Genomic DNA, 21,308 nt, shown 5'->3' with positions numbered 1-21,308 from the left:
GTGACGTCAGCGACGCTCCCGCCGACCGGCGTCGGCCATCCCATCGACCAGCCGGTCAGCCATCCGGTCGACCAGCCATGCGGTCGCCGGTACCACCGCCAGCGCGGTGCACCAGCCGCCGAGGACGTCGGTCGGGTAGTGCGCGCCCAGGGCGACTTGCGCCCAGCCCATGGCGGCGCCGGCAACCAGCGCCGCGGCGAGGACGAGTAGCGTGCCGGCCGTCCTGCCGAGGCCGAGCAGGCTGGTCGCGAGCAGCGCCACCACGAGGGCGAGCGCGGCGAGGAAGGCGGTGTGCCCGCTCGGGTAGGACAGATTGTCGCCGTGGATGGTGCGTCCCACCAGGTACTTCAGCAGCGTCGCCGCCCCCACGGCCATGGCGGCGCCGGCAACGATGAGCACCGCTGCGCGAGGACGCCGAAGCAGCAGGCAGCCCGTCACGGTGGCCACGACCAGCGTCGCCGCTCCCACGGGCTCCCCCAAGAATTCCATGGCCAGGGCGATGTTCCGCCACGGCGACCGCACACCGTCCACCGCCGACTGGATCCACACGTCCACGCTGCCGGGCTCGCTGTGGCCGGCGTACAGGACCCCGAGCACGACGACCACCAGCGCGGCGAGGGCCGCGATCAGCCCGAGCCACGCGCGCAGCGATGGGGGCAGCACCGCGGGCGCCGGCCGGCCGGCCACATGCCCACCGCGTCCGGTCGACCTGCGGTGGTTTGCCGTGATCGGTGAATGGTGTTCCGGGTCTTGACTTCTTGAGGCAGGGTGAAGGTGCGGCCCTTCATCGGACCGGTGGGCAGCCATGAATCAGCGCCTTCCTGTTTCCGACCGCGCCCCACGACGGCGGGTCGCTGTTCCCGGACGACTCCGGTGACCGTGAGCCCGGGCACGCCACGGCCTATGTGTCCCGTCACTACCCCGGCTCCCGCGGGCAGGTCCGAAACGACATGGTCGCGACCACCACCGCGCGGGCCGATGAACGCGTGCACTACCCGCCGCTACCGCGATGCCGCGCCCACGAGAACTGACAATACAATGCGGTCGCGGCAAACCGCCGTTGGATAGTCCGCGGGTCAACAGTCCGCGAATTTTGGTTCCGGATCGATTTTCCGTGCCGGCGCCACAGAGTGTCGCCGAAACCGCGATCGTGATACGTCGTGGATGATGCCTTCCTGCAGGACTCCGGCTGCGCAGCGGCCGCTGTCTTGGCTTCAGGGACGCTACGAAACGGGATACGGCCAACCTCGTCTGGCCTCGACTCCACGAACCTTCCCTCTCCAAGCCCGCGCAAGGCGAACGTTGGACGGCGTCGGTGGCGGGGTTTGTTCACGATTCTTGACGCTCTCATGACGCTTGCGGGCAAGCCCCAAAGCAGAGGAACTGACAGCGCCAATCGGCTCCGCCTCCCAAGAACCGGACCATACGCGGGCCAACACCGTTTCTCGGGCCTCAACGTCCGCCGTTTCCGCTGGTCAACCGGGTATCGAGTCTGTACTCCCAGCAGACGAAGAATCTTCTGGTGTCGTACTCGCCGAAGAAGCTGGGCTTCTTCTAGACGCGGAAAAAGGGCGCCTGACCAGAGAAGATGCCCGTCAGGCGCCCTTCTCGGCGCACATCCAAGCGGCGAGCCGAATCACGCCCTTTTCGTGCAAGGGCAGCGAGCATCGTTCTACGGTTTCCGCAGGTCACGACGGTTCAATGGTGCCTGGGCAGTGCAGGTGAGCGGCGTACGGTGCATGCTGCTACGAGGCGGAGGAGGGTACCGATGCGATGTCCGACGTCCGTGCGCTTCAGCTCGCTCTTGCTCATGCGACACCCTGCGACCCATCGCATCCGTGCGGCAAACGTTCATGCCGTTCCAGCAAGGACTCCTCCTGCCGCTCGCTACAGAACTGCTGCGCTCCGCCGAGCGAGTCGCGGAATGGCCCCGGCAGTCCGCCCGGGGCCACCCTTCCATCAGGGTTCGCCGGCTCAGGAGCCGGACTCGGCGGCCGGGTCGACGAACCGCCGGATGAAGGTGAGGGCGGTGTCGGCGACCTCGCGCCAGCCGTGGTCGATGGTGAGGGCGTGGCCGCGGCCGGGGATCTCGGTGATCTCGGTGACGGCGTGCTCGTTCTGCACCTGCTTCTTGTATGAGGCGTTGGCGATGGCCCAGGGGACGGTGTTGTCCTTCTCTCCCGAGATGATCAGGAGGGGACCGCGGTCGGCGGCGGTGGTGTCCACCTTGACCTCGGTCCAGGGGTTGATGTTGGCCGCGGCAGCCTGGAACAGGGGCTCGCCAGGGGCGGGGACGGCGAACGTGTCGTACAGCTCGCGGGCCTCCTCCTCACTGACCGCATTGGCGAAGGAGTACCGGAACTGATCGAACGTCAGCGGTACCGCCCGATGGTAGTTGGCCGGGTTGCCGAGGACCACGCTCGCGGCACGCAGGGAGGACAGTGGCAGTGGCAGGACCCCACGGAACGGGGCCGGGTCGATGGCGACGGACGCTTGCGCCAGACCGCGTCCGGCACTGATCTGGGCGACCAGGCCGCCGAAGGAATGGCCGACGACGACGGGCTTGCGCTCCAGCCGGCCGATCAGATCGCAGAAGTGGTCGGCGACCTGCCCGACGCTCTTGCCAGCGAACACCTCCGGGTGGGCATTGGCCTCCCCGGCCGTCTCGGGATCATCGGGCCAGCCCGGCATGACGGGGGCGAAGCCGGCCTCGTCGAACACGGCGGCCCACCGCTCCCAGCTGGTGGGCAGCAGCCACAGGCCATGGATGAAAACCGCCGGGATGCGGCCGGTGGCGTTGGCATGTTCGATCTCGGCGAGATCGCGGGCGTAGGAGGGGCTGGACGAAGTCGTGCTCATGGGTCACTCCTCGACATGGCGGATCGGACGGGATCAGACTGCCCGGGCTGCGGCCCGGATCAACGAGACGACGGCATCGGGCCGGCTGTGCATCGGCAGGTGGGAGGAGAGGACTTCGGCCGTACGCGAACCCGCCCGCTGGGCCTGGAAGCGTTGGAGCTGCGGGGCGATCCCCCGGTCCTGGCCGCAGATCAGGGTCCAGGAGGGCAGAGTACGCCAGGCGGCAGCAGTGCAGCGATCGGTGAACGCCGTTCCATTGAGCGGGCGTTGGCCTGCCGACAGGACACGGGTGACGGAGTGCGGCACGTCCTGGGCGAAGACGTCGTGGAAACGGTCGGGCCGGATGTACAGGTCGGCGGTGGGGCCGCCTTCGGGGCCCGGGACCGGGACCGGGGTGAGAGCCGCCTCGAGCTGGGAGCCGGGGAAGCGGCCGGCGAGCTCGCCCAGGACCTCCCCGGCGTCGGGCATGAACGCCGCGATGTAGACGAGGGCCCTGACGTTGGCGGCCGCGGCGGCGGCCTGGGTGATGACGGCCCCGCCGTAAGAGTGCCCGGCCAGGACGACCGGGCCGGGGACGGCGGCGAGCCGGGCCGCGACCTGTGCGGCGTCGTGGGCCAAGCCGCGCAGCGGGTTGGGTACGGCGATCACCTGGTGGCCGCAGCGCTGAAGGCGCTCGGTGACCGGGCTCCAGCTGGAGGCGTCGGCGAACGCGCCGTGCACGAGGACAACCGTCGACTTCGAGCCGTCCTGCCCGGGCGTGCTCGCGGTCCCCGCAGCTGCGGCGGGGGCGGCCGGAACCGCGGTCAGTCCGGCGCCGGCGGCCGCGGCGGCAGCACTGACCAGGGCGGTGCGCCGGGAGAAGGCAGAGCGTGTGGTCATCGGGGACGTTCTCCTTCGGAGGGGATGTCGGAAGGGACGGGGACAAGCGGGGCGTGGCGGTGCAGCAGGGCGCGTACGGCCAGTCCGCTGCCCGCGCCGACGGCCACGGCGGTCACGGCCCACCAAGCGGGCCAGGGCAGCAGGCCCAGGGCCTGGTCGGCGGAGTGGCGTCCGGGGCCGGTGAAGGCCAGGGCCGCGGCGAGGGCGATGAGGACCAGCGGGTATTCGTAGCCGTCTTTCTGCACCCACAGTCCGTTGGGCCACTTGACGGTGAGGGCGACGGTCATCACGCCGATCGCGCCGACGACGGCGAGCGGGGTGAGGGCGCCGGCGGCGAGCAGGAGTCCGGAGCCGATCTGGCCGGCTCCCGCGGCGAGGGCGGTGAGCGCCCCGCCGCGGAAGCCGTCGTGCCGGAACTCCTCGGTCCCGCCGGCCAGCCCGCTGCCACTCAGACGAAAGCTGACCTTCTGTACGCCGTGTCCGGCGATAAGCAGGCCCGCCACGAGGCGGAGAATCAGCAGACCGGTGTCCACGGCTGTCCTTCCCGCCTCAGCCGACGGCGTGCGGGTCGATCATGGAGTGGGCGTAGAACACGCCCAAGCCGTACGCGCCGCCGTGCTCCTTGACTACGTCGGTGGTCGCCGCGTACGTCTCGGTGCGCGCCCAGTCGCGCTGGAGCTCCAGTAGCACTTGCAGCCAGGTGACGGGCACGGCGCCGACGGCGGTCATCCGCTGCATGGCGTGTTCGTGGGCGGCCGGTGTGACTCCGGCCGAGGCGTCGGCGACGACGTAGACCTCGTAGCCCTGGTTGAGGGCGGAGAGGGCGGGCAGAACGAGGCAGACCTCGGTCCACAGCCCGGACAGGATGATCTTGCTGCGGCCGGTGGCCTTCACGGCCTCGACCAGCGCGGGGTCCTCCCACGCGTTCATGGTGGTCCGGTCGACTATCTCGTGCTTGGGGAAGACCTCACGCAGCTGCGGCAGGATCGGTCCGGAGAAGGACTCGGCGGCCACGGTGGACAGCACGACGGGGACGTCGAAGACCCGGGCGGCCTTGGCCAGTCCGATGGTGGCGTTGATGACGGAGACCCGGTCGGTGCTGCCGGCGCCGAAGAACATCTGCGGCTGGTGGTCGACGAACAGCATCATCGCGTTGTCGGGGGTGATCAGGTCCGGGCTCGGGGCGGCCCGGACGGAATCGAGGTCGAGTACGAAGTCGGTCATAAGGCATTCCTTCCGATGGTGATCGACAGCGGTGACGGGAAGATTTCGGGTCAGAGCACGAAGCAGGGGTCGAAGACCCGCGACGGCTCCTCGGGAGCGAATCCGCGGGCGACGCGCCACTGGCGGTGCCGCTCGGATTCGGCGGCGGCCTCGGTCAGCAGGTCGGCCTGGCGGGCTCCGGTGGTCGACGGCGGAAGCGTGGTCTGGTAGCCGCCGAAGTGGGCGACCGGACTCCAGGCCGGGGTGACGGGCGGCAGTGCCTCGTCCAGGCCCTCGTAGGTGTCCGCGGCGTAGACAATCCGGCCGCCGACCACGGTGAGTACGGACTCGATGTGCGGGATGTCCGCGGCCTGGACGGTGAGGTAGTCGTGGGAGAGGATCGCGAAGTCGGCGAACCGGCCCTCCGCGAGGACGCCCTTGTCCGCCTCCTCGCCGGTGACGCGGGCCCCACCGAGGGTGTAGAGCTCCAGGGCCTGTTCGCGGGTGACGAGCCTGTCTGCGGGGCGGAGCAGCCGGTCGCCGACGGTGCGGCCGGTGACCAGCCAGTGCAGTGCCACCCAGGGGTTGTACGAGGAGACACGGGTGGCGTCGGTGCCGGCCGCGACGGGGAGCCCGAAGCGGAGCATGTCCGTGACGGGCGGCGCCGCGGCCGCTGCCGTGGCGCCGTACCGCTCGGCGAACGCCCGGCCCTGGAAGGACATCCGGTTCTGCACACTGATGCCGCCGGCGAGCGCGGCGATCCGCCCCAGGCTGTCCGGTGAGACGGTCTCGGCGTGGTCGAACAGCCACCGGTTCCCGGCGGGGAACAGCCCGTCGGCGGCGAGCTTCTCGAAGACGGCCAGGTCCCGGCGGATGGTCTCGTCGTACGTGGCGTGCAGCCGGAAGCCCCAGCCGTGCTCCACCAGCAGCCGCACCGCCTGCTCGAACTCGCCCTCGTAGCCTGCCGCGAGCTCCGGCCGGGGTTCGGAGAAATTCTCGAAGTCCGCCGCCGCCCAGGTCAAGTTCTCCCCGGCGCCGTTGAGCCGCAGCCACTCGTCGCCGTCACCGGGCCGGACAGCCTCCGTCCAGCGGCGCAGGTCGGCCAGCTCCTGCCCGGCGGTCTGCGGGAACAGGTGGTAGCCGATCCGCACGCTCAGCTCGCCGGCCCGGGCCAGCGCGGTAACGGTGGCGTAGTTCTCGGGGAAGTTCTGGAACCCGCCTGCGGCATCCACTGCCGAGGTCAGGCCGAATCGATTCAGCTCGCGCAGGAAGTGCCGGGTGGAGATCTTCTTGTCGGTCTCGTCGAGCACCGGCGCCTTCGCCAGCGTGGAGTAGAGGATCAGCGCACTGGGGGCCGCCAGCAGCAGGCCGTTGGGGACGCCGGTGCGGTCCCGGACGATCTGCCCGCCCTGCGGGTCGGGGGTGTCCCGGGTGAACCCGGCGGCGTGGACGGCGGCCCGGTTGAGGACCGCGGACTGGTAGAGGTGCAGCACGAACACGGGTGTGTCCGGTGCGGCGGCGGTGAGCTCGGCCGGGGTCGGCATCCGTCGTTCGGCGAACTGCTCCGCCGTCCAGCCGCCAACGACGCGGATCCACTGGCCTTTCGGGGTGCGCCCGGCCTGCTCGCGCAGCATGGCCAGGGCCTGGCGCAGCGACGGTACGCCGTCCCAGCGCAGCTCCAGTACGTAGTTCAGGCCGCCCCGGATGACGTGCAGGTGGGAATCGTTGAGCCCGGGGACGACCCGCCGGCCGATCGCGTCCACGACCCGGGTGGCGGGCCCGACGAGACCGGCAATGTCGGCGTCGTCACCCACCGCTGCAATCCGGCCGCCGCGTACCGCCAGTGCCGTGGCGGCGGGCTGGGCGGGGTCCTGGGTGTGGATCTTCCCGTTGCGCAGAACGAGGTCGGCGTACTCCCCGTCCGGCGAATCGTGGGCGGCGGATATCCCGCCGACGGGCATGCTGCTCATGGTGCTCGCTTTCGATGCGTCACGAGGTCAGGGGTCAGAGCGTGCGCCGTACGCCTGCCTGGCGTTCGAGGTTGCGCAGCTGGACGGACAGGTCGCCGTCGACGGCGTGGTGGGCGGGTCCGCTGCGGCCGATGGGCAGGACCTCCTCGCCGCGCATGTCCTCCAGCATCAGCGCGAACGCCGTGTACAGGGCGACGGCGGCCAACAGCAGCCCGAGCCATCCGGAGAGGGTGCCCACCCACGCGGCGCCGCTCAGGTTCGCGACGGCCGCCACGGCGAACCGGGGCACCGCCGTGCACAGCACCAGCCACAGGGCCCGCTTCCGTACCGCCACCGAGGCCATCAGCACGGCGAACAACGCGAACACGGCGTTGAGCACGCCCAGCACCCGCACCCCGCCCGGCGGATCCAGCACCAAGGTCAGCGAGGTCGCCAGCCACAGACCGGAGAAGCAGGCCATCAGGGTGGCCGCCAGCACGTCGCGGGCGCCGAAGGCGAAGACGGCCACCAGGAGCTGGAGCACAAAGGCGGGCAGGATCGCCAGGCCCACGGCCCGGCGTGCGCCCTCCTCGAACACGCCCAGCTGGAAGCAGCCCACGATCACCGAGGCGATGGCCACGGCGTAGAAGCCGAGGGGCATCGGGGAGGCGATCGGCCTCAGGGTGATCCGGGTCATCCGGCGCAGGTCGGGCTCGAAGTGCCGCCCGCCGCCGAGCGGATCGTCTTCCGCGGCCGCGTCCGCCGCCGGCTCAGTCATCGGCCAGGGCCTGCCGCAGCGTGCCGATGGCGAGGTCGATCGCCGACTGGGCGGCGCAGGTCCCACGCAGGGCGTTGAGCATGACGAAGTCGTGGATGATGCCCTGGTAGCGGACGGCGGTGACGCGGACGCCGGCGGCGCGCAGCTTGTTGGCGTAGGCCTCACCCTCGTCACGCAGGACATCGGCCTCGGCGGTGATGACCAGGGCTGGAGGCAGGCCGGCCAGCTGTTCGGTGGTGGCCCGCAGCGGGGAGGCGGTGATCTGGGCGCGCTCGTTCTCGTCGGTCGTGTACTGATCCCAGAACCACTGCATGCCGTCCCGGCGCAGGAAGTACCCTTCCGCGAACTGGTGGTAGGAGCCGGTGTTGAAGGATGCGTCGGTGACCGGGTAGAAAAGCACCTGCCCGCGCAGGTCCAGGCCGCCGCGCTCCTTGGCCATCAGGGTCAGCGCGGCGCTCATGTTGCCACCGACCGAGTCGCCCGCGACGGCGATCCGGGACGTGTCCAGGCCGTGGCCGACGCCGTCCGTGACGATCCAGCGGGCCACGGTCCAGTTCTGCTCGATCGCCACCGGGTAGCGGTGCTCGGGGGACAGGTCGTATTCGGGGAAGACCACGGCCGCCGCAGCGCCGACGGCGAGTTCGCGCACCAGGCGGTCATGGGTGTGGGCGTTGCCGAACACCCAGCCCGCGCCGTGGATGTACATGACGACCGGGAGCGGACCCGCGGCCCCCGCAGGGCGCACGATGCGGGCCCGGACCTCGCCAGTGGGGCCGCCGGGCACGGTCACCCACTCCTCGTCCACGGCAGGCAGGTCGACCGGGCCGGACTGCACCTCGTCGACGGCCTTGCGACCCTCGGCCGGCGCGATCTGGAAAAGGAACGGCGGCTTCGCAGTGGCCTGCGCGAACTCGGCCGCGGCCGGCTCCAGGACGGGGGTGACGGGCGCGATTGGGTTCTGGTCGGTCATGATCCGGCCTCTCACTGGGGACGGGCATGGCACAGCGGCAAGAACGCCGCCGATGCCACCTTCCCCGCACCGGGGCTGCGGGGGCAGTTCCGAAAACTAGACGCGATCAAGCCGCCCCGGTCGCCCTTGAGTGCGAGGGTCTTGCCCCTCCGTGCAGTGTTCGCCTCGGAGACCGCCGGCACCTGCCGGAGAATGGCGCGTGGGACACCCAACAGGCTTGATGGAGGCAGGACTTCGTGCTGCTGGATCTGGACACCTTCGCACCGAAGGACCGGGTGGACGCGTTCCACCACGCGATGAACGACACATCGGTACCGAACGACATCGTCCACGAATCACCCGAAACGGGGGTCCGGGCCCGGTTCGAGGCATGGCGGGTCGGCTCACTGGACCTCTTCGACGCCCGGAGCACGGGGTTCGAGGTCCGGCGGACGGCCAGGCACGTGCGATGGCACCGCGACCGTCCCGTGGTCTCGGTCTCGCTCCAGACCCTGGGCGTCCACAATGCCGAGAACGGAGGCGAGCGGTACGTCCTGGGCCCGGACGACATCGGCGTCTTCCACGAGCTAGCGCCCCGACGCTACGGCTGGTCCGGCGAGGGGGCCGCCCAGGCCATCACCATCGACATGGAACATCTCGGGGTGCCGGTGGACACCGTCGTACGGGCCTCCGTACGGCTGCGGGCCAGCCCGATGCACGACCTGGTCCTGGACCACCTGCGCGCCCTGTGGCGGGGCCCCGGCCGCTTGGAGGCGGACCCCGGCACCGCCGCCCTGGGCAATGCCACCATCGAGCTGGTCCGGGCCCTGCTGACCTCGGCGGCGCACGACGAGGACGACCGGCGTGTCCGCGCGGTCATGGATGGCTCCCTCGCCAACCGGATCATGGCTTACGTACGCCGCCATCTGTCCGACCCCGACCTCACGCCGGACCGCATAGCGCAGGAACACGCCATCTCCCGGAGGCAGTTGTATGCGGTGCTCAGCCGAGCCGACATCAGGCTTGAGCAGTGGGTCATCGGCGAACGACTCGAAGCGGCATGCCGCCTGCTGGCCTCCCCGCGGCACGCCGGACTCCCCGTGTCGGCTGTGGCGGCCCGCTGCGGATTCACCAGCCCCAGCCACTTCACCCGCCGGTTCCGGGCGGCCTACGGCGTTACTCCCCGTGAATGGCGGCGCCACCGTATCCAGGACTCAACACACAACGCGCCTGCACCGCCGCGCCCCCAGCGAAAGCTGCCGTAGCCCTCCCCCGACGCATGGCCCATCGGCGCCCAGATGGCTACCCTGTCGTCAGGTCCCCTCGGGGCGCAGTTCAGTGTCAGGCCGCCGGGCCGTCAACCCGGCGCACGGTCAGGCCTGAGACGCTCACAACGGGCGTCAGCCCGGCCCGGCGGAGCCTACCCGGCGCCCGCACCGGACCACCCCATGGTGCCGGAGGCAGGCCTGCGGCACACCGCGTCCCGTTGTCCGGCACCACGTCGAAGCGCTCGATGCGCGCGCGCAGCATGCGCACGAACTGGGCCGGATGAGCAAAGGGCGGGTCGCCGTAGCCGCGCGGCGCTTCAGTGAGTGCACCTCGTGGACTTCGCCGCCGTCCGTCCACTCCTTGCCGGCGGTGACCACTCCACCCGACAGGTTGAGCATCCCGCACCCGGTCTTGGGCAGGTGGCACTGCCAGCGTCGAATGTGAATGGCCCCGTCCAGCTAGCCGGGGCTGCGCACTGGAACTCATGACTGACGAGAACTGTAGCCCGCGGACGGCAGCGGACCTCTATGGGACGAGGAGTTGTGGGGGCGAATGCGACTGGAGTCTTCCAGAGTCCGCCGGGCTGCGAAAGACGGATGCGATGTGGACACGGTGGCGATCCGCCGAAAAACAGTTGGCTGGCTGGTGCACGACCGGCGTGGCAGGCGCAGCCGCGGTGGCCTGTCCGACCCTGCTCCTCTGGACAGGCCGGAGGGCCGCCCGGACGGTTCGGGCCCCCCGGGGGTTGATCCAGCGTCCAAACTGTTCAGCGGGCATGGCGGGACTTCATCGCTGGTTGGCCGACGGCGCTGGCCGACGCACAGGGATGGGGCCCGGTGGACAGGGAATTAAGCCAGTTGCTTGCTCCCTGGTGTCCGAGCCAGGAACTTCGGGGCCGTGAGTGTGTGACGGCCGCCCTTCGGCTCGCAAGTCACGCCTGCCGCCGCCGGTGCGCGCTGTGGCCGACTGCGACGCTACCGCAGATAATCACGAGCCTCGGCTCCAAGTACATTCAGGAGAGCGAGAGCCTCGGCGTCAGGGGATCCTGGCGGCGCGCTGTAGAGCACGAGGTGCTGGTCGCGGTCTGTGAGTGTGAGCCTGTCGCAGTCGACGGTGATCTCCCCGACGACGGGGTGGCGGAAGGTCTTCGTGAGCATCGGCGTGGCCTGGACGTCGTGCAGCTCCCAGAGCCGGGCGAAGTCGGGGCTGGCGTAGCGGAGTTCTTCGACGAGGCCGGTCACTGCGGGATCCCTCGGGTAGCGGGCGACGGTGGCACGGAGTTCCATGACGACCTGGCACCGGAACTCGGAGGCGTCGGAGATCCCGTACAGCGTCGCATCGGCGAGCGTCGGCCCGAGAAATGCCCGGCGCGCGAGATTGCGGTCCTTCGGGGCGAGCTCAGCGAAGTCCTCCATGAGCGCGGCCGCGAGGTCATTCCACGCGAGCACCTCGAACGCGGCGGACATGACCAAAGCGGCCGTCTGCGGCAGCCGCTCGAGGAGCGCGAGGATGCTCGGGCGGACGTCGCGCCGGTGCAGTCCGGTACGCCTCGGCGCAGTGCCCGCGAGGACATGGAGGTGGTCGGACTCGGCGTCGGTGAGCAGCAGCGCGCCTGCGATCCCGGCGAGGACCTCGCCCGACGGCCGCGGCGCCCTTCCCTGCTCGAGCCGGACGTAGTACTCCGTGGAGATGTGCGCGAGGACCGCCACCTCCTCGCGGCGCAGACCCGGTGTCCGGCGTCGCGGTCCGGAGGGAAGGCCGACGTCCTCCGGCCGGATCCGCTCGCGACGGCTACGGAGGAACGCCCCGAGCTCCTGCTTGTCCATACCCCAAGTCTGCACGCTGCGCGGCGACGGATCCTGGTACCGCCTGTGCCTGCATCCGACCAGAAGGCCAGCCTGACACTGTCGTCATGACGAACAACACGGACATCGCACCCGTCGGCCTGCTCACCGGCAAGGTTGTGCTCATCACCGGCGCCAGCCGCGGCATCGGGGCGGCCGCGGCCGGGCTCTTCGCCTCCGAGGGCGCCGCCGTCGTGCTCGCCGCCCGCAGCACCAACGCCCTCGACCGCATCGTCACCGAAGTCCGCGCCGACGGAGGCGTCGCCGACGCCGTCACCCTGGACCTCGCCGACCGTGCGAGCATCCGCGCGGCGGTCGACCGCGTCGAGGAGCTGCACGGACGGCTCGACGGCGCCTTCAACAACGGCGCGGCGATCCAGCAGCCCGGCCCGCTCGACACCACGAGCGACGAGGACATCGACGAGCAGTTCGCCGTGAACTTCCGCTCGCACTGGACCGCCATGACCGCCGAGGCCGCACTCATGCGACGGAACGGTGGCGGGGCGATCGTCAACACCTCGAGCATCGGCAGCCGCCGCGCGAACCCCGCCCTCCCCGCATACGGCGCCATGAAGCGCGCGCTCAACAGCATCACCGAGACCGCGGCAGTGACCTGGGGCCGTCAGGGAATCCGAGTGAACGGCATCACCCCCGGCGGCACAGCCACGGAGATGATCGACGCGTGGGAGGCGGTGTCCCCGGGCATCATCGAGCGCAATAACGCAGCGACCCCACTCGGCCGCATGGCCGAGCCCAGAGAGGTGGCCGAGGTGGCCGCGTGGCTGCTCAGCGACCGTGCCTCGATGGTGACCGGCGCGATCGTACCGGTCGACGGCGGCGCCGGCGCCTGAAAGTGAGAGCCCGGGTAAGCCTTGGCGGCACTGCGCCGGACCCCAGCAGCAGCGCAGAGCCCCAGTCAAAGCGAGAACTCCCAGGTCCAACCATGATCAGCGCCTCACGCTAGCCGTCGCCACGGGCCGGCGAGGCGGCGGCTCCCGCCAGTTGCGTGATTCATGCAGGCCAGAGGCATGCGAGCGCTGTACCACCAGCAGACGAAGAATCTTCTGGTGTCGTACTCGCCGAAGAAGTTGGGCTTCTTGTAGACGCACGAAGAAGGGCGCCTGCGCTGGGCTTTCACCCGTCAGGCGCCTTTCGTTCGGTCCGCTCAGAGCAGGGTCGGGAATACGCGGTAACTCCCACTCCATCCCGCCGCTATCCCACGAGTTCCCGGGCGACGGCAGTGAACGTCTTGCCCGAGGAGTCGACGAGCGCGATCGCGTCCCGCTTGAACTCCTCGGTGTACCGCTTCGTGTACTTGCTTCCCACCTGGTGCTACTTCCTCTGGAACCCCAGGTCCCAGTCTCCAGGTGTCCACGATCAAGGGAAAGCTTCACTTACGTTGACGGCCCGCGATGGCCGACCTCAAGTTGGCTTGCGCCACACGGAGATGTGCTTCGCGGAGTCCTGGGAGAACGGAGCCCCGTCCCAGTCCGCGACGCGACGTTCCAGCTCGAGCCCAGCGATCCGTGCCATCAGGTCGAGCTCTGCCGGCCAGGCGTACCGGTGCCGGGAGCTGTCGCGCCGGTAGCGGCCGTCGTCGCCTTCGCGGGTGAAGTGGTGCGAGACGAGAATCTGCTCGACCAGGTCGAAGGTGTCGAATCCGAGATGCCGCTCGGAGACGTCGAACGGCACCGCGACCTGGCCGGGCGGCAGGAACCGCAGCGGCGGCACGCCCAGCTCGATGACAAATCGGCCGCCGGGCTCCAGATGACGTGCGGCGTTGCGGAAACACTCGACCTGCTCGTCCTGCGTGAGCAGGTTCGTGATGGTGTTGTAGACGAGATACACAAGGGTGAACTCGCCAGGGACGACGGTGGTGGCCATGTCCCCGATGGTTACCGGGAGCGTGCTCTCGTCGATCTTGCGCCGCAGCACCGCTGCCATGTGCTCGGACAGTTCGATTCCCACTACCTGCACGCCGCGTTCCCGGAGCGGGACGCCCACTCGTCCGGTTCCGATGGCGAACTCCAGTGCCCGGCCGTCTCCGGCGAGCTCGGCGAGAAAGGCGAGAGTCGGTCCTAGAACGGCAGCCGAGGACGCTTCGGTCTCCTCGGTGTCGTAGCGGTCGGCGGTCGCACGGGTCCACAGTTCACTGCTCGTCACGGACGGACACTTTGCCGGGTGCCGAGGGGCGCTGTCGACGTATTTACGCTCTCCTCGGCGCAGCGTGCACCGCCCACAACTCGTCGCCACCTTCACACAACTTCGGCCGAACCACCCCGCACCCCGGATCATCAGTCCCGGAGTGATCCAACCACCTTGGAGATCATTTCGTTAGGATTCTAAGGGCGTGTCGGCAAATTACCCATCGCTTCACGGGTTTGACGGCATGATTGTGGTATGGGCGAGGCCGATGGACTCGAAGGGGCGCTGGCGGCGAAGTTCGGTGCACTGTTCCCACACCTGAATGAACGTCAACGGCGTTTGTTCATGGGGGCGGAGGCCCGGGTGATCGGCCACGGCGGGATCAAGCTGGTGGCAAGGGCGGCTGGGGCTGGGGTCGTCACTGTTTCGCGCGGCGTACGCGAGCTGGAGGGCGGAGCAGAACCCCAAGAGCGGGTGCGCAAAGCCGGCGGGGGCCGCAAGCGCCTGGCAGAGATGAATCCAGGACTGCGTCCGGCGCTGCTCGCCTTGGTCGAGCCGGAGGAGCGCGGCGATCCGATGTCGCCGTTGCGATGGACGGTCAAGTCGGTCCGGCAGCTGGCCCGCGAGCTCACAGGCCAGGGCCACCGTGTCGGTCCGGACACCGTCAGCGCCCTGCTGCGCGAGGAGGGCTTCAGTCTGCAGGCCAACGCCAAGACCCTCGAGGGAAGCCAGCACCCCGACCGCGACGCTCAGTTCCGCTACCTCAACGAGCAGGCCCGCGAGCACCGCGACGGCGGGCAGCCGGTCATCAGCGTGGACGCCAAGAAGAAAGAGTTGGTCGGGCAGTTCAAGAACGGCGGGAGCCAGTGGCGGCCCGCCGGCTCACCGGCCGAGGTAGAGGTCCACGACTTCCCCGACAAGGAACTGGGCAAGGCCGTACCGTACGGGATCTACGACGTGGCCGCGAACACCGGCTGGGTCAACGTAGGGTGCGACCACGACACTGCCGCGTTCGCGGTGGCCTCGATCCGGCGCTGGTGGGACGCAGACGGACGCACCCAATACCCTTACGCGACGCGGCTGCTGATCACTGCGGACGCGGGCGGCTCCAACGGGTACCGCACCCGGGCCTGGAAGGCGGAGCTGGCCCGGCTGGCCGCCGAGACCGGACTGGCGATCACCGTGTGCCACCTGCCACCGGGCACCTCGAAATGGAACAAAATAGAGCACCGGCTCTTCTCCCACATCACCATGAACTGGCGCGGACGCCCCCTGACCAGCCACGAGGTCATCGTGCAGAGCATCGCCGCGACCACCACCCGCACCGGCCTGCGGGTGGACGCCCACCTCGACACCGGCTCCTACCCGACCGGAGTCCAGATCAGCAACGCGCACATGGCCTCCCTGCCGATCAGCCGCCACGTCTTCCACGGAGACTGGAACTACACCCTTCACCCCACCACCGACGCAGCCGAGGCCGCTATTGCCCCCGCAACTGCTGCCGACTCCCCAGACGCCGTGGACCATGAGTGGCATCGGGCACCCACAATCCCCGAACTGACCGGGCTGACCGCCCTTGAGCTGGATGAGCTGATTTCGCAGCTCGCTGACCTACGCCAGGCACAACGCGACGAGCGAGCCCGCAACCACCCGGCCAACGACCCCCGACACAAGCCCCGAACCGGGCGTCCGCCCACCTTCCTCTTCCCCGACTGTGTCGTGGCGACCCTGCTCCATCTGCGGCTAGGACTGTCCGACGACGCCCTCGCCCGGCTCCTGCAGACCAGTCCGAGCACGATCCACCGAGTCGTCAAGGAGACCCGACAGCTACTCAAGCAGCACGGCAGCACGGTCGAGCGCGTCGCAGCCCCGATGCACCTCCCGACACGCATCCCCCGATACATCCCAACCAGCAACGACCAGAACAAGATCAAAGATGCGTGTTAATTACCGACAGGCCTAAGTGGTCGGCTCCGGAAGTCCTTCAGGGGTTGACCCTGGCTGCAGGCTTCGTTCCGGCCGGGGTGGCGACGAAGCCGCCGATGGGCAGGATGGTGTCTTCATACTTGTCAGATCCTGTTTCCCAGAGCGCGCCTCAGCGCGATATGGGTCAGCCAGGCCATCCCGAAGGTGAAGGGCGTGGCGGTGTTGTCGGCGGGGCCGGGAATGGCGGAGCAGATCACCATGACGACAAGCGGGATCCAGACCCGGAGCAGCGTGTGCTGAACGGCTGTCGAGCCCGGCGCGAGCCTGGTCAGGAAAGGGACGAGGAGCCCGAACACGGCGAACGGGATGGTGAGGCCAGTGTGCTTCGCCGCTTCGAAGACCGTCCAGGCGAGCAGGAGGAGCCCGAGCGCGCCCCAGGCGAAACGTGCGGCCCAGGACGCCGGACTCGTCGCGGCACTGTCGGTCTCACGTGTCATGGTGTCTCTCTTCCCGCGTCGTGTGGTTCACCTGCCCACATGCACGGCGGCCAGCTGGGGCCAAGCGGCGCGGGCGCGGCCGGTCAGTCGCTGGGCGAGCGAGGTCTTGGTGGCTTCCGGGGGCATGCTCTCATCCTGCCCGAGCACGGCCACGGCACTCCCCGATGTATCCCCCATCGCACAGAAGCCGTGGGTTTACGGGACATGGATCGAGAGAAGCATCCTGGACAACCTCGGGTTGGATTCGTGCCGATCGTGGGCGCGCGGCCGGATCGAGCCTCCGACGTCCACTGCTGCGTGGAGGCCGGACCCGCGCGGCACCCGCCGTTCTCTATCCGAGCGTGAGCATCGCCTCGGTCACCTCGCCGACCGCCGCATCGGGGATCGCAGTGGCGGCCTCCTCGAGGACGAGCAGCCGTGCTCCGGGGATCTCGCGCGCGATCGCTTCGCCGTTGCCGACGGGGAAGAACCGGTCGCGGCGGCCGTGGACGACGAGCGTGGGGACCTCGATCTCGGGCAGGCGCTCGCGCCAGCGGGGTTTGCAGTCGAGCCTGGAAAACACCATGCGCATCTGGTTGGCCATCTGGACCGGGGGTGCGGTGCCGGGCGTGCGGTCCCAGATGCGCGCAGCGATTGCGCGCGCGGCGACGGGGTCGTCGCCGAGGATCTCCGCGCCGGCGGCGGCGAACTCCGCAACCGCCTCGCGGTCGGTCCAATCGGGCATCGGACGCGCGAACAGCCGTCTCATCGTCGCCTGGTCATGGTCGGGGAGGTCATCGTCGGGCGGGCCAGGGGCAACCGCGCGGGTGCCGACCAGGGTGAGCGCCGAGAACGCGCCCGGATGGTCGAGCGCGGCCACCTGGGCGACCATCCCGCCGACGCCGATCCCCGCGAGGTGCGCAGGTCCCCCGCCGAGCGCGTCAGCAAGAGCCGCCGCGTCGGAGGCGAGGCCGCGCAGGGTGTAGGCGGGCGCCTCAGGATCCGTCGTCGTCGACTCCCCGCTGTCGCGCAGGTCGTAGCGCACCACACGGCGCCCGCCGGCGGCGAGGCTCTCGCAAAGCGCGTCGGGCCAGGAGAGCATCGTCGTCCCGCCCGCGAGCAGGACGAGTGGCGCGTCGTCGTCACCGAACGACTCGATGCCCAAGGCGATCTCATTGGCGTTGACAGTGGTCATCGGATCACCGGAAGACGTCGTAGGTCAGGTGCGTCGCGGTCGATGTCGAGATCACGCTCCGCTGCATCAGCGTGCGCGGCGCTCCGCCGGTGAACAGTGGTGTCCCGGCGCCCAGCACGATGGGCGCGAGGTGCAGCGTCAGCGCGTCGACCAGCCCGGCCTCCAGCGCCGAGCCGACCGTGGCGCCGCCGCCCATGAGGATGACGTCGAGGTCCTTGCCGCTGTCCGACGACGCCGCCTCGGCGCGCTCGCGCGCGGCGGCGACGGCGTCGGGCAGACCGGTGGTGCCGAACGTCCAGTCGAGGTTGGTAGTCCGCACCGACTCTGGCGGCGAGCTCGTCGCGACAACGAACGCGGGCTTGCCGACCTCGCCGGCGCCGTAGCCGATCGTGTCGCCCCAGCCTTTCGGCCCGTCGACCACGTCGAAGAGGTGGCGGCCGAGGACGACGGCGCCCGAGCGGACGGTCCCCTCGCGCAGGACCCGGCGGTCGTCGGGGTCGTCGGAAAACGCCCACGTGTGCAGGGCCTCGCCACCGTTGCCCAGACCGTTGTCCGGGCTGGGGTCGGGCCCGGTGACGAAGCCGTCGAGAGAGACCGAGATGTCAGCCATGATTTGAGTCATGCCAGGGCAGACCCGATCCGCCGCCCAAACTCATCGCTCAGGCATGAAGCATGTGGCGGATGCGAACTCGACAGCACGACGTCGCGCATACACAGACGGTACGAACGACGGCTGGCGGAAACGCCGTTGGGCGGGAGGGCGGTGGTGATCGCGGTGCTGATTCGGCGCTTCAAGTGCTTGTCGGCCGACTGCTCGGCGGTCACCTTCGCCGAACAGATTGCGGGGCTGACGCGTCCGCACGCCAGGCACACTCCAGTGCTGCGGGACCGTCACGGCCGCGTCGCTCATCTTGATGTTTAACCTCGCTGCTCTCCGGGGTGCCGTCGAACGGGTTCGGCTCGTCGGGCATCCTGGAGGTAGGCCAGCGAGACGGTAAAGGGAGCTGTGGTGGACGAGCGCGCGCAGGATTGGCGTGAGGTGGAGACAACCGGGATGTCTCCACAGCGGCGGCTGGATGCGCTGCTGGAGGATCTGCAGCAGCAGGTGGCGCAGGTTCGGGGGGCCCGGGACCGGGTCCACACGCTGCTGGACGCGGTGCTCGCGGTCGGCTCCGACCTGGACCTGGAGGTGGTGCTGCACCGCATCGTGGAGTCGGCGGTCACCCTGGTCGACGCCCAGTACGGGGCGCTCGGCGTCCTGGGCGAGGAAGGCACGAGCAAGCAGTTCGTCACAGTCGGCATCGACGACGAGGCCATCGCCCGGATCGGCCACTACCCGCGCGGCGAGGGCATCCTCGGGCAGCTCATCCGTCACCCGGAGCCGCTGCGCCTGGCGAACCTGGCCCAGCATCCAGCGTCCGTCGGCTTCCCGTCCGGGCATCCGCCGATGACCAGCTTCCTCGGCGCCCCCATCCGGGTCCGCGACCAGGTCTTCGGCAACCTGTACCTGACCAACAAGCAGAGCGGGGCGGAGTTCGACACCGACGACGAGGCGGTGCTGCGGACCCTGGCCGCGGCGGCCGGTGTGGCGATCGACAACGCCCGGCTGTACGAGGATGCGGACCGCCGACAGCGGTGGCTGGCGGCGAGCAACGAGCTGACGCGTAGCCTGCTGTCCGGTGCGGAGCCCGCCGCGGTGCTTGAGTCTGTCACGGCCACCGTCCGGGAGATGGCCGGTGCGGACCTGGTCACCTTGGGGGTGCCGATCGGTAACCGCGGCGAGTTGGTCATCGAGGCCGCCTCGGGAGCGCTGGCCGAGGAGGTCCGCGGGCTGGTACTGCCCGCCGCGGCGCTGGCTGCGAAGGTCTTCACGTCCGGGGAGAGGATCACCAGTGATGCCGTGAGCGCCGACCCGCGCGCCGAGGGCGGCAGCGCCTCGGTGGTGGAGCTGGGGCCGGCGTTCTTCGTACCGCTCGGCACCCGGGAGCACGTCCGCGGGGTGCTGCAGGTGGCGAATGTACCGGGCAGCACTTTTTTCACGGACGCCGTTGTCGACATGGTCACCGGGTTCGGAAACCAGGCTGCGTTGGCCTTGGACGTCGCTGAGCACCGGCGGGACACGGAGCGCATGCTCGTGCTCGATGACCGCGACAGGATTGCCCGAGACCTCCATGACCTGGTCATCCAGCGGCTGTTCGCCGGCGCGCTGTCGCTACAGTCCACACTGGGCCGAGTAGCCGACCAGCCGCAGGTCAGCGAGCGGATCCAGCGGGTTGTGAACGACCTGGATGACACCATCAAGATCATCCGTTCCACCATCTACGGCCTACGCGAGCACGATCAGACCCGTCGCGGCAGCGGGTTGCGCGCCCAGCTGGTGGCGGCCACTGAACGGGCCACCGAATCGCTTGGCTTTGCCCCGGCTCTACGCATGACCGGGTTGCTGGACACGGCCGTGTCCGCCGAACAGGCCGAGCAGTTGCTGGCCGTGCTCGGCGAGGCCCATTCCAACGCCGCTCGGCACGCGCACGCCACCACCGTCGACGTCAGCGTCGATGTCACCGATGCCGCCTTGCAGCTGCGCGTGGCCGACAACGGCCGCGGGATCGACCCGGCGGTCACCCGCCGCAGCGGCCTGGCCAACCTCTGCAGGCGCGCGGAGGAGATGGGCGGCACGTTCAGCCTGTCTTCGAACGAACCGAATGGCACCGTCGTCGAGTGGGTCGTCCCGCTGGTTGTGTAGCTTTTCCGTGGATGTCGCTTCGACGTGAGTCAGGAGTCACCTGCGTCGGTTTCGCATGATGAACGCCGGTGATGAGAATGGGTCAGCACGGTCTGGAGCTTGTCATGGCCATCTGCCAGCGCTTCGAGGTGTACCGCGAGCCGGTGGGCAAGCGCTGGTGGCGGCGGCGATGCCGGCCGCCGAGGCGATTGGGGATGTGGGCCGCCGCCAGGGTTCACCAGGACGGGTGAAGCGGCCGGTTGACGCCTTGGTGACCTGATCGGCCTCTTCAGCGTTGCCGCGGGCAAGACGCGTGACCACCGTCGGCAGGTCCCCGGCTTGCTTCCCGCTATTGGGCCGATGCCATGACAGACAGCCCTTGGCCTGGTCCGCCACACTTCAGTACCCGGGGGACCACGAACGGGCGCACCACCTTGTCGTGCAATCAGCGGTCCCGGTAGAAGTCGTCCGCCTGCCGGCCGCCGGTTCTGTGCAGCGAGTGGTCGTTCGAGATCTGTGCGGTGAGGAACCAGCGGGTGCGCACCAGGGCGTCCGTCAGCTCGTTGTCCACCGGGGCCAGCGACGGGGTGGACGACTGCACCACCGCCTCGGCGGCCACCACGATCAGCGACGCGGCCAGCACCCGGACCGGGCCCAGCCGGTCCGACAGCCAGCCGCCGATCGGGCGCATCGCCGCCGCGAGCAGCACGAACCCGGCCATCCGGTTCGCGGCGTCCGCCTGGGTCAGGCCGTAGCCGGTCTTGAGGGAGGTCGGCAGGTAGACGGAGAAGGCGACGTAGCCGCCGAAGGCCACCGCGTACAGCGCGGACGCCTGCCAGGTGATGCCCAGACGGGCAGTGGCGGCCAGGCGGCGCCCCAGCGGCTCGGTCGGCACGATGTGTCCGGGCGCGTCGCGCAGCAGCAGCGCCGCGGCCACGGCATACACGGCGAGCACCGCGGCGGTGATCAGGAAGGGTGTCGACATGCTGTGCGCTTTTCCCAGCTCCATGGTGGCCAGGGCGCTGATCGCGGTTCCGCCCGTGCCGGCGCCGAAGACACCGATGGCGCGATCGGCAAAAAGAGGGCCGACCGGCCCTACCCCCTGCCCGGCGCC

General features: G+C 69.7%; 18 protein-coding genes and 1 pseudogene. 4 read left to right on the top strand and 15 right to left on the bottom strand.

Going from position 1 to position 21,308, the window contains the following annotated elements; genetic code table 11:
* Positions 1-6 precede the first annotated feature (6 nt).
* The 8 genes from ACIBB8_RS21840 to ACIBB8_RS21805 form a co-directional block, all read right to left on the bottom strand.
* Positions 7-687, bottom strand: coding sequence for a phosphatase PAP2 family protein (locus ACIBB8_RS21840; protein ID WP_398954505.1), 681 nt, complete (start codon positions 685-687; stop codon positions 7-9).
* 1,287 nt (positions 688-1,974) lie between these two features.
* Positions 1,975-2,859, bottom strand: coding sequence for an alpha/beta hydrolase (locus tag ACIBB8_RS21835; RefSeq protein ID WP_398954503.1), 885 nt, complete (start codon positions 2,857-2,859; stop codon positions 1,975-1,977).
* A gap of 33 nt (positions 2,860-2,892) precedes the next feature.
* Entirely contained in the window at positions 2,893-3,738 is an 846-nt protein-coding gene (locus tag ACIBB8_RS21830) for an alpha/beta hydrolase (RefSeq protein WP_398954501.1), read from the bottom strand.
* Positions 3,735-4,271, bottom strand: a complete 537-nt coding sequence (locus tag ACIBB8_RS21825; protein WP_398954499.1) for a DoxX family protein — start codon at positions 4,269-4,271, stop codon at positions 3,735-3,737. The genes ACIBB8_RS21830 and ACIBB8_RS21825 overlap by 4 nt, the downstream gene beginning before the upstream one ends.
* A 16-nt stretch (positions 4,272-4,287) precedes the next feature.
* Positions 4,288-4,962, bottom strand: a complete 675-nt coding sequence (locus ACIBB8_RS21820; RefSeq protein WP_398954497.1) for a hydrolase — start codon at positions 4,960-4,962, stop codon at positions 4,288-4,290.
* 50 nt (positions 4,963-5,012) lie between these two features.
* Complete coding sequence (locus tag ACIBB8_RS21815; protein WP_398954495.1) at positions 5,013-6,911, bottom strand: amidohydrolase; 1,899 nt, start codon at positions 6,909-6,911, stop codon at positions 5,013-5,015.
* 34 nt (positions 6,912-6,945) lie between these two features.
* Positions 6,946-7,668, bottom strand: coding sequence for a GPR1/FUN34/YaaH family transporter (locus ACIBB8_RS21810; protein ID WP_398954493.1), 723 nt, complete (start codon positions 7,666-7,668; stop codon positions 6,946-6,948).
* Entirely contained in the window at positions 7,661-8,638 is a 978-nt protein-coding gene (locus ACIBB8_RS21805) for an alpha/beta hydrolase (RefSeq protein WP_398954491.1), read from the bottom strand. The genes ACIBB8_RS21810 and ACIBB8_RS21805 overlap by 8 nt, the downstream gene beginning before the upstream one ends.
* 236 nt (positions 8,639-8,874) lie before the next feature.
* Here ACIBB8_RS21805 and ACIBB8_RS21800 point away from each other — a divergent pair, with 236 nt between their 5' ends.
* The gene (locus tag ACIBB8_RS21800) at positions 8,875-9,882 is read left to right on the top strand and encodes an AraC family transcriptional regulator (protein ID WP_398954489.1); all 1,008 of its coding nucleotides are present in this window, start codon (positions 8,875-8,877) and stop codon (positions 9,880-9,882) included.
* Positions 9,883-10,860: 978 nt separating this feature from the next.
* Here the strand turns inward: ACIBB8_RS21800 and ACIBB8_RS21795 are convergent.
* The gene (locus tag ACIBB8_RS21795) at positions 10,861-11,712 is read right to left on the bottom strand and encodes a helix-turn-helix transcriptional regulator (RefSeq protein ID WP_398954487.1); all 852 of its coding nucleotides are present in this window, start codon (positions 11,710-11,712) and stop codon (positions 10,861-10,863) included.
* Positions 11,713-11,798: 86 nt separating this feature from the next.
* On the opposite strand from ACIBB8_RS21795, the gene ACIBB8_RS21790 reads away from it, so the two are divergent.
* Positions 11,799-12,581 carry an SDR family NAD(P)-dependent oxidoreductase gene (locus ACIBB8_RS21790; protein ID WP_398954485.1) on the top strand — a complete coding sequence of 261 codons (783 nt, stop codon included), beginning with the start codon at positions 11,799-11,801 and terminating at the stop codon, positions 12,579-12,581.
* 361 nt (positions 12,582-12,942) lie between these two features.
* Here ACIBB8_RS21790 and ACIBB8_RS21785 read toward each other — a convergent pair whose 3' ends face one another.
* Both ACIBB8_RS21785 and ACIBB8_RS21780 read right to left on the bottom strand, forming a co-directional pair.
* Entirely contained in the window at positions 12,943-13,056 is a 114-nt protein-coding gene (locus tag ACIBB8_RS21785) for a transposase (protein WP_398954483.1), read from the bottom strand.
* A 96-nt stretch (positions 13,057-13,152) separates the two neighbouring features.
* Positions 13,153-13,893 (bottom strand): class I SAM-dependent DNA methyltransferase, encoded by a 741-nt coding sequence (locus tag ACIBB8_RS21780; RefSeq protein WP_398954481.1) that lies wholly within the window; start codon positions 13,891-13,893, stop codon positions 13,153-13,155.
* Positions 13,894-14,130: 237 nt separating this feature from the next.
* On the opposite strand from ACIBB8_RS21780, the gene ACIBB8_RS21775 reads away from it, so the two are divergent.
* Complete coding sequence (locus ACIBB8_RS21775; protein ID WP_398954479.1) at positions 14,131-15,822, top strand: ISAzo13 family transposase; 1,692 nt, start codon at positions 14,131-14,133, stop codon at positions 15,820-15,822.
* 122 nt (positions 15,823-15,944) lie between these two features.
* Here ACIBB8_RS21775 and ACIBB8_RS21770 read toward each other — a convergent pair whose 3' ends face one another.
* From ACIBB8_RS21770 to ACIBB8_RS21760, 3 genes are all read right to left on the bottom strand, one after another.
* The gene (locus ACIBB8_RS21770) at positions 15,945-16,298 is read right to left on the bottom strand and encodes a hypothetical protein (protein ID WP_398954477.1); all 354 of its coding nucleotides are present in this window, start codon (positions 16,296-16,298) and stop codon (positions 15,945-15,947) included.
* 331 nt (positions 16,299-16,629) lie between these two features.
* Positions 16,630-17,472, bottom strand: coding sequence for an alpha/beta fold hydrolase (locus ACIBB8_RS21765; protein WP_398954475.1), 843 nt, complete (start codon positions 17,470-17,472; stop codon positions 16,630-16,632).
* Between the two features lie 4 nt (positions 17,473-17,476).
* On the bottom strand, positions 17,477-18,094 hold the full coding sequence (locus tag ACIBB8_RS21760; RefSeq protein WP_398954473.1) for a dihydrofolate reductase family protein: 618 nt from the start codon (positions 18,092-18,094) through the stop codon (positions 17,477-17,479).
* A gap of 432 nt (positions 18,095-18,526) precedes the next feature.
* On the opposite strand from ACIBB8_RS21760, the gene ACIBB8_RS21755 reads away from it, so the two are divergent.
* Entirely contained in the window at positions 18,527-20,215 is a 1,689-nt protein-coding gene (locus ACIBB8_RS21755; RefSeq protein WP_398954471.1) for a GAF domain-containing protein, read from the top strand.
* A 547-nt stretch (positions 20,216-20,762) separates the two neighbouring features.
* Here ACIBB8_RS21755 and ACIBB8_RS21750 read toward each other — a convergent pair.
* Positions 20,763-21,260 (bottom strand): annotated as a pseudogene (locus ACIBB8_RS21750) (MFS transporter); the annotation flags it as partial.
* Positions 21,261-21,308: the final 48 nt, after the last annotated feature.

Origin of the sequence: Streptomyces sp. NPDC051286 (assembly GCF_044455345.1) — a bacterium.
GTDB lineage: Bacteria > Actinomycetota > Actinomycetes > Streptomycetales > Streptomycetaceae > Streptomyces.
This window is presented reverse-complemented; position numbering and strand designations above follow the sequence as displayed.